Consider the following 12,886-nt stretch of genomic DNA (forward strand, 5'->3'; position numbering starts at 1 on the left):
GAGCAAGCACCCTTGGTTACTTGGGGTGCTTTTCCAAGTAACTCGCCGAAGGCGAAACAGTCTGCCCCCAGGCAGACACCCTAGATCTTGATCTTGATCTTGATCTTGATCTCAAAGATCAATCCCGCCCAGCGAACATTTTGACGGCATCCACCGCATCATTCGTCCCCGAACTGATCTGCACAATCGCAGCCCCCGCCTGATCCGCCAGATCCACACCCTTCACCGCCGTACTCCGCGTATTGTCCATACTCACAATCGCCTGACGCGTCTCAGTCTGAATCACCTGAATCATCTCCGAAATCTCCTGCGTCGACCGACTCGTACGACCCGCCAGTTGCCGAACCTCATCGGCCACCACCGCAAACCCACGGCCCTGATCGCCGGCCCGGGCCGCCTCGATCGCCGCATTCAACGCCAACAGATTCGTCTGATCCGCAATACTGCGAATCGTGTTCACGATCGCCGTAATCTGCTCCGAGCGCTCACCCAACTGACCGATGATCCGCGACGAATCATCGATATTCTGCGAAATCTGACGCATCTCACTGGCCGCCTGCTGAATCACCTGCGTGCCTTGCTCAGCGTATTTCTGCGTCTGCACCGAAATGTGATAGGCCTGCGCAGCACTCTGGGAATCCTCCTCGTGCTTCTGAATACGCGCGGTCACATCCGACGCAAACTTCACCACCTTCCACAGCTTGCCGCTGGCGTCATACACCGGGTTATAGGACGCCTCCAGCCAGAGCGTTCGGCCCTGCTTGCCGACGCGCTTGAACTGATCGCTGAAAAACTCACCCTTGTTCAACCGACGCCAGAAGTCCTGATAATCGGCGCTGTTGCTGAACTCAGGTGGGCAGAGCATCTTGTGGCTTTTGCCCAACAACTCCTGCCGACTGTAGCCCAACAAACGCAGGAGGTTATCATTGGCCGCGATGATCGTGCCGTCCAGGTCGAACTCAATCACCGCCATGGCGCGGTCGATGGCCTGCAACTTGTTGTGGGTTTCGCTCTCGGCCTGAAGCTTGGCGGTCACGTCCATGGCGTACTTGACCACCCGGATGACCTTGCCGTCCGAATCCCTGACCGGGTTGTAACTGGCCTCCAGCCACACCGTGCTGCCGTCGCCGGCGACACGCTGGAACGTCGCGGTCACAAACTCGCCGCTGCGCAAACGTGACCACAACTGAGCGTACTCAGGGCTGCGCGCGTGTTCCGGGGTGCAGAACATGCGGTGCTCTTTACCGATGACCTGCTCGGGCCGGTAGCGCATGGTGTTGAAGAAGTTGTCGTTTGCCTTGAGCACCACACCGTTCAGATCGAACTCGATGCTGGCCATCGAGCGATTGATCGCTTCCAGCAGACTGGCCTGATGGGCGACGGTCAGCTGCAGGTCCTGGATGATTTTATTCTTGGACGAGTCGAAAAACATGATGGCGGCTCACGCAGGTGGAGAGGCGAGGGTCCAGGTCCATGACCGTGCGAGCGAGAGTCAGCTCAGATGCGTGTTCCCTGTGCAGTCCAGCGGATAATCACGCAGGTGATGTTAAAAAGCTATACCAAAGTTATACAGCTCGTCGGGTTTGTACAAGGCTGCCAGTTAATCGTCGAAACCGGCCTGCTCGGAGATCTCGTCCACCTTCAGCTCCAGTCGATAGGCCACGGCAATGAACAGTGCCTGACACAAACACAACGTAGCGCTGAGCGAACGAAACGCGAACGAGCTGCCTTCGTTGACCAGCAGCACGGCGTTGGCGCGCTTGGCCAGGGGCGACAGATTGCTGTCAGTAATGATCAAGGTCTTGGCCTGATGATGCTGGGCGATGCGCAGACAGTGCTGGGTTTCCTTGCCGTAGGGCGTGAAGCTGATGGCGATTACCAGGTCATTGGCGCGCACGCTGCGCATCTGCTCGCGGTAACTGCCGCCGAGGCCGGAAATCAGGTGGATGCGCTTATTGGTGTGCTGCAGGTTGTAGACCAGATAGTCGGCGACGGCGAAGGAGCGTCGTACCCCGACCACGTAGATGTTGTCGGCGTTGACCACCAGGTCCACGGCTTTCTCGAACGCTTCGTCGTCCAGTTCCAGCGCCAGCCGTTCCAGCCCCGACAGTGTGGCGTTCACGCATTCGCGGGCCAGGTCGCCGGCGCTGGCCTTCTGGGATTTGTTGGCGATCATGCTGCGAATGCGTTGCTGGTAGTTCTGCACCGGGGTGGTTTTGTGGGTGTAGGCCTCGCGAAACAGCGCCTGCATTTCGCTGAATCCGCTGAAGCCGAAGCGCTGGGAGAACCGCACAATGGCCGAAGGATGCACCTCGCATTCCCGGGCGATGTCGCTGATGCGGTCGACCATGATCCGGTCGCTCTGCTGGCTCATGTAGCTGGCGATGCGTTTGAGCTGGCGCGGCAGGCTCTCGTATTCGGCCGTGATCAGCTTGAGCAGGGCATCGGCGGTCTCCGGCGCGGCGGTGACGGGCGTTTCGCCGTCGGCTCCGGTATCGGGCGCGCCTGGCTGATCGAGGCTGGACATACGTGCAAATCCTTTGGCGGGTGGTGGCTTGGCGGATTGTCCGGGAAGACAGGCGGCCAGTTTTGCAGGCTGTGACCCGCAATGCAAAGTGGAATAAATATTCCACCTGAAAATAATTTAGAAAAATTCATTGATCAAGGCCCGGCGCCGTTCTAGTCTGCATCCACGAACTCGCTTGCAAGCATCGGTTTCGCAGGCAAGGGCATCAGCACTCATATCCATAACAATAAAAGAAGAGGGGCCGGCATGGGCCAGACTCGTTTTGCCACTGGGCGTCAGCTGGACGTGATTTGTCTCGGGCGCCTGGGTGTCGATCTCTACGCGCAGCAGATCGGCGCGCGCCTGGAGGACGTCAGCAGTTTCGCCAAATACCTCGGCGGCTCCTCCGCCAACATCGCGTTTGGCACCGCACGGTTGGGTGTGAAATCCGCCATGCTGACCCGCGTTGGCGACGACCACATGGGCCGTTTTCTGGTGGAGTCCCTGGCGCGGGAAGGCTGCGACGTCAGCGGCGTCAAGGTCGACGCCGAACGCCTGACCGCCATGGTCCTGCTCGGCATCAAGGACCGCGAAACCTTTCCGCTGGTGTTCTACCGCGAGAACTGCGCCGACATGGCGCTGCAACCGGAAGACATCGACGAAGCGCAGATCGCCTCCAGCAAGGCGCTGTTGATCACCGGCACGCATTTCTCCACCGATCAGGTGTTCCGCGCCAGCAGTCAGGCGCTGGACTACGCCGAAAAACACCACGTCAAACGCGTCCTCGACATCGATTACCGCCCGGTGCTCTGGGGCCTGGCCGGCAAGGCTGACGGCGAGACGCGCTTTGTCGCCAACGACACCGTCAGCCAGCACGTGCAGCGCATCCTGCCGCGCTTCGACCTGATCGTCGGCACCGAAGAAGAATTCCTCATCGCCGGTGGCACGACCGATTTGCTCAGCGCCCTGCGTCGGGTCCGCGAACTCAGTGCCGCGACCCTGGTGGTGAAGCTTGGGCCCCAAGGCTGCACGGTGATTCACGGTGCGATTCCGGCAAAGCTGGAAGACGGCGCGATCTACCCCGGCGTGCGCGTCGAAGTGCTGAATGTGCTGGGCGCGGGCGATGCGTTTATGTCCGGCTTTCTCAAGGGTTGGCTCAACGACGAGAGCGATGAGCGCTGCTGCCAGTTGGCGAATGCCTGCGGCGGTCTGGTGGTGTCGCGGCATGCGTGCGCGCCGGCCATGCCGACGCTGGTCGAACTGGAATACCTGTTCAACAGCCCGGTGCCGATTACCCGACCCGATCAGGACGCGGTGCTGCAGCGCCTGCACCGGGTCAGCGTGCCCCGTCGCGAATGGCAGCCGTTGTTCATCTTCGCCTTCGATCACCGCGGGCAACTGGTGGAGCTGGCGCAAAAGGCCGGGCGCGATCCGGCCTGTATCGGCCAGCTCAAGCAGTTGTTCGTGCAAGCGGTCGCGCGGGTCGAAGCCGAGTTGCACACGCGCGGCATCGCTGCCGATGTCGGCGTGCTGGCGGATCAGCGCTTCGGTCAGGATTCACTGAATGCCGCCAGCGGGCGCGGCTGGTGGGTGGCTCGCCCGGTGGAAGTCCAGGGTTCACGCCCGTTGGCGTTCGAGCACGGGCGTTCGGTGGGCAGCACGCTGCAAAGCTGGCCTCAGGAACAGATCATCAAGTGCCTGGTGCAATACCACCCGGACGACGAGCCGATGCTGCGCCTGGAACAGGAAGCGCAACTGCTGGGGCTGTATCAGGCGGCACTGGCCAGTGGTCACGAACTGCTGCTGGAGGTTATTCCGCCCAAGGATCATCCTTCGACCCATCCAGACGTTATCTACCGTTCCCTCAAGCGCCTCTACAACCTCGGCATTTACCCGGCCTGGTGGAAAATCGAGTCGCAGCCCGCCGAGGTCTGGGAGCAGCTCGACGCGCTGATTCACGAGCGCGATCCGTACTGCCGGGGCGTGGTGTTGCTGGGGCTGAACGCGCCCGCCGAAACCCTGGCGGCCGGTTTTCGTCAGGCGGCGAAAAGCACCACCTGCCGGGGTTTTGCCGTCGGCCGGACGATTTTTCACGAGCCCAGCCGAGCCTGGCTGGAAGGCGAAATCGATGACGCGGGCCTGATCACGCGGGTGCAGAGCAATTTCGGTTTCCTCATCGAATCCTGGCGCGACGCCCGGGCCTGACGTCAGAACCCGCGGCCTCTGTTTTCAGTTGAACGAGATAACAACAATAAAGGTGCAGCCATGCCCGCTTCTGCAATCCGAATTGGCATCAACCCGATTTCCTGGAGCAACGACGACCTCCCGGCCCTCGGCGGCGAAACGCCCCTGAGCACCGCGCTGAGTGAGGGCAAGGAAATCGGCTACGAAGGCTTCGAGCTCAACGGCAAATTCCCCAAGGATGCCCAAGGCGTGGCCGATGTGTTGCGCCCCTATGACCTGGCGCTGGTGTCGGGCTGGTATTCCGGTCGGCTCGCCAGCCGCTCGGCGGCCGAGGAAATCGACGCCATCGCCAGCCACGTCGAGCTGCTCAAGCACAATGGCGCCACGGTGCTGGTTTACGGCGAAGTGGCCGATTCGATTCAGGGTCAGCGCATTCGATTGGTCGAGCGACCGCGTTTCCACAGCGCCAGCGCCTGGCAGGCCTACGCCGACAAGCTCACCGAGCTGGCCCGGTTTACCCTGTCCCAGGGCGTGCGCCTGGCCTACCACCACCACATGGGCGCGTACGTGGAATCGCCGAAGGACATCGACACGCTGATGGCGCTGACGGGCGATGAAGTCGGCCTGCTGTTCGATTCCGGTCACTGCTACATGGGCGGCGGCGAACCGCTTCAAGTGCTGAGCAAACACATCGACCGCGTCTGTCACGTTCACTTCAAGGACGTGCGCAAGCCAGTGGTGCAACTGGCGCGCAACCATTTGTGGAGCTTTCCGGACTGCATCGTCAACGGCACCTTCACCGTGCCCGGCGATGGCGACATCGATTTCGCCGCGCTGCTGGATGTGTTGATGCAGGCCGGTTACCAAGGCTGGCTGGTGGTCGAAGCGGAACAGGACCCGGCCGTCGCGCCGAGCTATGCCTATGCAAAGAAAGGCTACGAGACCCTGCGCGCGTTGCTGGCCGCCGCGCAGGTCAATCACTCCGCTCGACAACACCGCACGCCCCAACAACCGCCTGAACACAGGAGTCTGTGAACATGAATCTCTTGGTCAAGAGCAAGGCCGAAGGGCGCGACGTGGTCGCGCTGGCCGACGGCGTGCTGACGTACGTCGGCTTCTCCGCCCATCGATTGAGCGTCGGCGAACGTCTGCCGGTGAGTGCGGGCGACAAGGAAATCTGCCTGGTGCTGCTCAGCGGTCGCATCAGCGTCAGCGGCGAGGCGCCGGGGCAGGGCGGTTTCAACTGGGAAAACCTAGGTGATCGGCAGTCCGTGTTCGAGGACAAATCTCCCTTTGCGGTGTATCTGCCGCCGGGCAGCCAGGCCGAAGTCACGGCGTTGAGCGCGGTGCAGATTGCCGTGTGCGCGGCGCCCGGCGATGCGTCCAAAGACCTGCCGGCGCGAGTCATCACCCCCGACACGATGAAACGCAGCGTGCGCGGCCGGGCGGCCAACACCCGTTACGTCTGCGACATTCTCCCTGATTCCGAGCCCGCGCATTCGTTGCTGGTGGTGGAGGTGCGCACGCCCTCGGGCCACTCATCCAGCTACCCGCCGCACAAGCACGACACAGATGATTTACCGCACCAGAGCTTTCTCGAAGAAACCTATTACCATCAGGTCAACCCGCCCCAGGGCTATGTGTTCCAGCGCGTGTACACCGACGATCGCAGCATCGATCAGGCCATGGCCGTGGAGAACAACGACCTGGTCACGGTGCCCAAGGGGTATCACCCGGTCACCGTGCCGTACGGCTACGAATCCTATTACCTGAACGTGATGGCCGGCCCCAAACGCGCCTGGCAATTTCATAACGATCCGCAGCATAGCTGGCTGCTCGATTTGTAAATCTATTGGAAGGAGCCCCTCAATGAGCACTGCCCCGATCATTGGCCACTACATCAACGGCCAGATTCACGACAGCGCCGAGCGTTTCAGCGATGTGTTCAATCCGGCCACCGGCGCCGTGCAGGCCCGGGTCGCGCTGGCGGAACTGAAGACCGTCGATGAAGCCGTTGCCGCTGCCCAGGCGGCGTTTCCCGCCTGGGCAGACCAGTCGTCCCTGCGCCGTGCGCGGGTCATGTTCAAGTTCAAGGAGCTGCTGGACCAGCACCATGACGAGCTGGCGGCCATCATCTGCCGCGAGCACGGCAAGGTGTTTTCCGATGCCAAGGGCGAAGTGGTCCGTGGCATCGAAATCGTCGAGTTCGCCTGTGGCGCGCCGAGCCTGTTGAAAAGCGACTACAGCGACAACATCGGTGGCGGCATCGACAACTGGAACCTGCGTCAGCCACTGGGCGTCTGCGCCGGCGTCACGCCGTTCAATTTCCCGGTGATGGTGCCGCTGTGGATGATCCCCATGGCGCTGGTCACCGGCAACTGCTTCATCCTCAAGCCGTCCGAACGCGACCCGTCTGCAAGTCTGCTGATGGCGCAACTGTTGAAACAGGCGGGCCTGCCGGATGGCGTGTTCAACGTGGTGCAGGGCGACAAAGTGGCCGTGGACGCGCTGTTGCAGCACAAGGGCATCGAGGCGATTTCCTTTGTCGGCTCCACGCCCATCGCCGAATACATTCATCAGCAGGGCACGGCCCACGGCAAGCGCGTGCAGGCCCTCGGCGGTGCGAAAAACCACATGATCGTCATGCCCGATGCCGACCTGGATCAGGCGGCCGACGCATTGATCGGCGCGGCCTACGGTTCGGCGGGCGAGCGCTGCATGGCGATTTCCATCGCCGTGGTGGTGGGTGACGTGGGGCAGAAACTCATCGACAAGCTGCTGCCGCGCATCGATGCCCTCAAGGTCGGCAACGGCATGAACGCCGACTCGGACATGGGCCCGCTGGTCACGGCGGTGCACAAGGCCAAGGTCGAAGGCTACATCGCCCAGGGCGTGCAAGAGGGCGCGAAGCTGATTGTCGACGGGCGCAACTTCACCGTGCCGGGGGCGGAACAGGGCTTCTTCGTCGGTGCCACGCTGTTCGATGAGGTGACGCCGGAGATGACTATCTATAAGGAGGAAATATTCGGACCGGTGCTGGGCATCGTCCACGTGCCCGATTTTGCCTCGGCGGTGGAGCTGATCAACGCCCACGAATTCGGCAACGGCGTGTCGTGCTTCACCAGCGACGGCGGCATTGCCCGGGCCTTTGCGCGCAACATCAAGGTCGGCATGGTGGGCATCAACGTGCCGATTCCGGTGCCGATGGCCTGGCATTCGTTCGGCGGCTGGAAGCGCTCGCTGTTCGGCGATCACCATGCCTACGGCGAAGAAGGCCTGCGGTTCTACAGCCGCTACAAGAGCGTCATGCAGCGCTGGCCGGACAGCATCGCCAAGGGCGCGGAATTCAGCATGCCGACGGCGAAGTAGGGGAACAACGTTAATCGTTTGCTGAACGCGGTCGATGTGGGAGCGAGCTTGCTCGCGAAGGCGGCTGTATGGCCACTGGGGATGTGCCAGACGGACCGGCCCCTTCGTGAGCAAGCTCACTCCCACAGGGATCATCGCTGAGTCTGAATATTCAGCCCAGTCAGCCAAGTCCGCTAACCATTCCCAGGGCTTTCATCACCGCCAATAACAACAAGGTGCAAGCATGACCACGACTCGATTGACCATGGCCCAGGCCCTGGTGAAGTTTCTCGATAACCAGTACGTCGAAGTCGACGGCGTGCAGAGCAAGTTCGTCGCCGGGGTGTTCACCATTTTCGGTCACGGCAACGTGCTCGGCCTGGGCCAGGCGCTGGAGCAGGACAGCGGCGAGCTCATCGTCCATCAAGGCCGCAACGAACAAGGCATGTGCCACGCCGCCATGGGTTTTGCCAAGCAACACCTGCGGCGCAAGGTCTACGCCTGTAGCTCGTCGGTCGGCCCCGGCGCCGCCAACATGATCACTGCCGCGGCCACCGCGTCGGCCAATCGCATTCCGCTGTTGTTGCTGCCCGGCGATGTCTACGCCAGTCGCCAGCCCGATCCGGTGCTGCAACAGATCGAACAGTTCCACGACCTCAGCATCAGCACCAACGACGCCTTCAAGGCCGTGAGCAAATACTGGGACCGCATCAACCGCCCCGAGCAGCTGATGAGCGCGGCCCTCAACGCCATGCGCGTGCTCACGGACCCTGCCGAAACCGGCGCCGTCACCCTGGCACTGCCCCAGGATGTTCAGGCCGAAGCCTACGACTACCCCGATTCATTCCTGCAAAAGCGCGTGCATCGCATCGACCGTCGTCCGCCCACCGAAGCGATGCTCAACGATGCCGTGACGCTGCTCAAAGGCAAACGCAAGCCGCTACTGATCTGTGGCGGCGGCGTGCGTTATTCCGGTGCGGCCGCCGAGTTGCAGGCGTTCGCCGAGCGCTTCGGCATCCCATTCAGCGAAACCCAGGCAGGCAAGAGCGCCATCGTCTCCGCTCATCCACTGAACATGGGCGGCATCGGCGAGACCGGCACCCTGGCGGCGAATACCCTGGCCCGGGAGGCGGACCTGATCATCGGCGTCGGCACCCGTTACAGCGATTTCACCACCGGCTCCAAATCCCTGTTCCAGAACCCTGACGTGCAATTCCTCAACCTCAACGTTGGCGCATTCGATGTGCAGAAACTGGATGGCGTGCAGGTGTTGGCCGATGCGCGCCTCGCGCTTCTCTCCCTGTCGGATCAGTTGGGGGACTACCGCGCGCAGTGGGGCACTCAGCCGCGCGAGGCGAGGGCTGCTCTGGATGCGGAAGTGGATCGGCTGTACGCCGTGGAATACCAGGCCGAGGCTTTCGAGCCGGAAGTCAGCGGTCATCTCGACCCGCAGGTGCTGCGCGATTTCATCGAAATGACCGGTTCGTGCCTGACCCAGAGCCGGGTATTGGGGGTGCTCAACCAGCAATTACCCTCGGACGCGGTCATCGTCGCGGCGGCCGGCAGTCTGCCCGGCGATTTGCAGCGGGCGTGGCGCAGCACCAGCGTCGACAGTTACCACGTCGAGTACGGCTATTCCTGCATGGGCTATGAGGTCAACGCCGCGTTGGGCGTGAAGATGGCGGCGCCGGAGCGTGAGGTGTACGCGCTGGTGGGTGACGGTTCCTACATGATGCTGCACTCGGAACTGGCCACGTCGATTCAGGAACGGCGCAAGATCAACGTGGTGCTCCTCGACAACATGGCCTTCGGTTGCATCAACAATTTGCAGATGGGCAACGGCATGGGCAGTTTCGGCACCGAGCTCCGCTATCGCAATCCCAAGACCGGTCAGCTGGATGGCGACTTAGTGCCGGTGGATTTCGCCATGAGTGCCGCGGCCTATGGCTGCAAGACCTACAAGGTCAGCAACGCCCGGGAGCTGGAGGCGGCACTGGCCGATGCCCGCACGCAGACCGTTTCGACGCTGATCGACATCAAGGTGCTGCCGAAAACCATGATCCACGGCTACCTGTCGTGGTGGCGCGTGGGCGTGGCGCAGGTGTCGACCACTGGAACAACGGCCGAGGCGTACGAGCGGCAAAAAGCGGCGTTGGCCAAGGCCCGCCAGTATTGAACACAGGCCCTGTAGGAGCGTGGCTTGTCCCGCGATCTGCCGGGAACCGGCAGCACATTCAGGCAACGCGATGTGTCTGATACACCGCATTGGCTGGATTGACGACGACTGCGTCGCCGATCGCGGGACAAAGCCACGCTCCTACAGGGCAAGGAGATTACTTATGAAAATCGGACTCATCGGCTACGGCAAGGGCGGGCGTTACTTTCACGCGCCGCTGATTGCCAGCCAGCCCGGCATGACGTTTGCCGGCGTGGTCACCCGTTCGCCGGAACGCCGCCAGGACCTGCGCAACGATTACCCCAAGGTCCCGGCCTTCGACAGCCTGGCCGATCTGGTCGCGGCCGGTGTCGATGCGGTGGTGATCTCGACGCCGCTGGCCTCCCGCCGTGCCTTGATTCTCGAAGCCATCGAACTCGGCGTCCCGGTCGTCAGCGACAAACCGTTCGCGCCGGATGCCCAGGCGGCCCAGGAACTGGTAGACGCCGCCGAACGCCGAGGCGTGCTGCTGGGCGTGTACCAGAACCGTCGCTGGGACTCGGATTTTCTCACCGTGCGCAAGCTGATCGATCAGGGCGTTCTCGGCGACATCAGCCGCTTCGAGTCCCGGGTCGAGCGCTATTCGCCGTCCTCGGTTGGCAAGGAAAGCGGCGGCGGCATTCTCCGCGATCTCGGCAGCCATCTGGTGGATCAGGCACTGCTGCTGTTCGGGCCGGTGAAGCGGGTGTACGCCGAGCTTGAGTTCGCGACGCCGGAGCAAAAGGTCGATCACGGCTTCTTTATTTCACTGACCCATGCCAACGGCGTGGTTTCGCACCTCTGGGGCAACTGCCTGCAAAACGCCCAGGGCCCGCGTTTTCGAGTCAACGGTTCACAGGGCTGCTATACCGTGGAGGGCCTCGACGGTCAGGAAGCTGCCGCACTGGCCGGGTTGTCCCCCCGATCCGAAGGCGATCGCTGGGGCGTGGAAGAACACCGACGCTGGGGCTGGTTCGAGCAGGGCGAGCACCGCGAGCGGGTCCCGTCGGAGCGTGGCTGCTGGACCGAGTTTTACCGGCAGTGGCAGGAAGCGGTGATGAACCAGGGGCGTAATCCTGTGGATGCAAACGATGCGGTGGCCTCGGCCCGCGTGCTGGATGCCGCGAGGATCAGCGCGATGGAGGGCAGGGTGGTTGTGCTGTAGGACGTGCACCCGGATGTCCCGCGAGGGAGTGCGCTGCACCCACCGGATTGACCGGACGAGGCGCATCAAACCGAAAATAGAAATTAATTCTAAAAGCTGTTGAAGTAGAAATTATTTTCCAATAGAGTCATTTCCAGGTTGCCGACGATCGCCGTCAGCGCCTGGTGCCGGGTTTCCCGGCAGCAGGCCGAACGAGCGACACAAAAACAAGAAAGCCAATCGCAGACAGGTACCGCCAATGAATATCTTCAGATCAGCCGCCAAGGCTTGCCGTCCCTTCTTACTCGCGCTTCCTGCTATCCCCCGCGCTGTTTCCCACAGATTGATCAACGCCGCCCCCGCTGTCGAATCCGCCCTCGAAACCATCGCCCATGTGCTCTGCGTCCAACGCCGCGGCGTTGTGGTATGCGGCGCATCGGGTGGTTCGGTCGCGCACCTTTCAGACACAGCGCGCACTGCTCCGCGCTGAGTGTCAGTACCTCCAGCCGTCATCATCCCTGTCATTACAACAACAAGAATCTGGAGAAAGACCGTTCATGAATACCCCGCTCCGTTTCACCTCACTCGCTCTAGCCCTCATGCTGAGCAGCGGCGCCACCCTGGCCGCCGACCTGAAGATCGGCGTGTCCATGTCGCAGTTCGATGACACGTATCTGACCTACATGCGCGAGGACATGGACAAAAAAGTCAAAGCCATGGGCGGCGTCGATTTGCAGTTTGTCGATGGCCGCAATGACGTGAACAAACAGCTCGATCAGGTGCAAGAGCTGATTGGCAAGAAGGTTGACGCACTGATCGTCAACCCCGTCGACACCGAAGCCACCGTGAAGATCACCAAGGCTGCCACGGATGCCGGCATTCCGCTGGTCTACGTCAACCGCCGTCCGGACGATCCGAAGCTGCCCGCAGGCGTTGCCTCTGTGACCTCCGACGACAAGGAAGCCGGGCGCATGCAAATGGAATACCTGGCCAAGAAAATGGACGGCAAGGGCAACGTCGTCATCTTGCTCGGTGAGCTGGCCAATAACTCGACCCGCGACCGCACGGCGGGCGTCAAGGAAGTCCTGAAAAACTACCCCGACATCAAGGTCACTCAGGAGCAGACCGGCGCCTGGCAGCGGCAGAAAGGCATGGACGTCACCAATGACTGGCTGACCCAGGGCCGCGACTTCAAGGCGGTCATCTCCAACAACGACGAAATGGCCATCGGTGCGGCCATGGCCCTGAAGCAGGCGGGCAAAAAAGGTGAGGTATTTGTGGCCGGTGTCGACGGCACGCCGGACGGTCTGAGCGCGGTCAAGAAAGGCGACCTCTCGGTCTCGGTGTTTCAGGACGCCAAGGGGCAGGGCGAGGGCGCAATCGATGCCGCTGTGAAACTGGCGAAGAAGGAAACGCTGCCCGAACAGGCCATCGTGATTCCTTTCAAGCTGATCACCCCGGAAAACGTCAACACCTTCAAATAACCGCTCATCTCAGACCGACTGACACC

9 protein-coding genes and 1 pseudogene are annotated in these 12,886 nt (G+C 61.9%); 7 read left to right on the forward strand and 3 right to left on the reverse strand.

The genetic code is table 11. The annotated features are described in order from the left end of the window. Nucleotides 1–118 precede the first annotated feature (118 nt). The 3 genes and pseudogenes from BBI10_RS28465 to BBI10_RS01265 all read right to left on the reverse strand — a co-directional run bounded on the left by BBI10_RS28465 (nt 119) and on the right by BBI10_RS01265 (nt 2,527). Nucleotides 119–670 (reverse strand): methyl-accepting chemotaxis protein, encoded by a 552-nt coding sequence (locus BBI10_RS28465; protein WP_410929382.1) that lies wholly within the window; start codon nt 668–670, stop codon nt 119–121. Next, a pseudogene (locus BBI10_RS28470) lies at nt 656–1,432 on the reverse strand (PAS domain-containing protein); the annotation flags it as partial. The gene BBI10_RS28465 and the pseudogene BBI10_RS28470, both read right to left, overlap by 15 nt. A 168-nt stretch (nt 1,433–1,600) precedes the next feature. After that, nucleotides 1,601–2,527, reverse strand: coding sequence for a MurR/RpiR family transcriptional regulator (locus BBI10_RS01265; protein WP_065986208.1), 927 nt, complete (start codon nt 2,525–2,527; stop codon nt 1,601–1,603). Between the two features lie 246 nt (nt 2,528–2,773). Here BBI10_RS01265 and BBI10_RS01270 point away from each other — a divergent pair, with 246 nt between their 5' ends. From BBI10_RS01270 to BBI10_RS01300, 7 genes are all read left to right on the forward strand, one after another. Continuing rightward, nucleotides 2,774–4,711 carry a bifunctional 5-dehydro-2-deoxygluconokinase/5-dehydro-2-deoxyphosphogluconate aldolase gene (locus BBI10_RS01270; RefSeq protein ID WP_065986209.1) on the forward strand — a complete coding sequence of 646 codons (1,938 nt, stop codon included), beginning with the start codon at nt 2,774–2,776 and terminating at the stop codon, nt 4,709–4,711. A 60-nt stretch (nt 4,712–4,771) separates the two neighbouring features. Then, nucleotides 4,772–5,725 carry a myo-inosose-2 dehydratase gene (iolE, locus tag BBI10_RS01275; RefSeq protein ID WP_065986210.1) on the forward strand — a complete coding sequence of 318 codons (954 nt, stop codon included), beginning with the start codon at nt 4,772–4,774 and terminating at the stop codon, nt 5,723–5,725. A 2-nt stretch (nt 5,726–5,727) separates the two neighbouring features. Next, complete coding sequence (iolB, locus tag BBI10_RS01280) at nt 5,728–6,537, forward strand: 5-deoxy-glucuronate isomerase (protein ID WP_065986211.1); 810 nt, start codon at nt 5,728–5,730, stop codon at nt 6,535–6,537. Nucleotides 6,538–6,559: 22 nt separating this feature from the next. After that, nucleotides 6,560–8,059 carry a CoA-acylating methylmalonate-semialdehyde dehydrogenase gene (locus tag BBI10_RS01285; protein WP_065986212.1) on the forward strand — a complete coding sequence of 500 codons (1,500 nt, stop codon included), beginning with the start codon at nt 6,560–6,562 and terminating at the stop codon, nt 8,057–8,059. 223 nt (nt 8,060–8,282) lie between these two features. After that, entirely contained in the window at nt 8,283–10,214 is a 1,932-nt protein-coding gene (gene iolD, locus BBI10_RS01290; RefSeq protein WP_065986213.1) for a 3D-(3,5/4)-trihydroxycyclohexane-1,2-dione acylhydrolase (decyclizing), read from the forward strand. A gap of 163 nt (nt 10,215–10,377) precedes the next feature. Further along, nucleotides 10,378–11,397: a Gfo/Idh/MocA family protein gene (locus BBI10_RS01295; RefSeq protein WP_065986214.1), complete on the forward strand. Its 1,020-nt coding sequence runs from the start codon at nt 10,378–10,380 to the stop codon at nt 11,395–11,397. A 536-nt stretch (nt 11,398–11,933) separates the two neighbouring features. Next, nucleotides 11,934–12,860, forward strand: coding sequence for a sugar ABC transporter substrate-binding protein (locus BBI10_RS01300; RefSeq protein WP_065986215.1), 927 nt, complete (start codon nt 11,934–11,936; stop codon nt 12,858–12,860). The last annotated feature ends 26 nt before the right edge of the window (nt 12,861–12,886 follow it).

This window comes from Pseudomonas graminis (genome assembly GCF_001705435.1).
Lineage (GTDB): Bacteria > Pseudomonadota > Gammaproteobacteria > Pseudomonadales > Pseudomonadaceae > Aquipseudomonas > Aquipseudomonas graminis_B.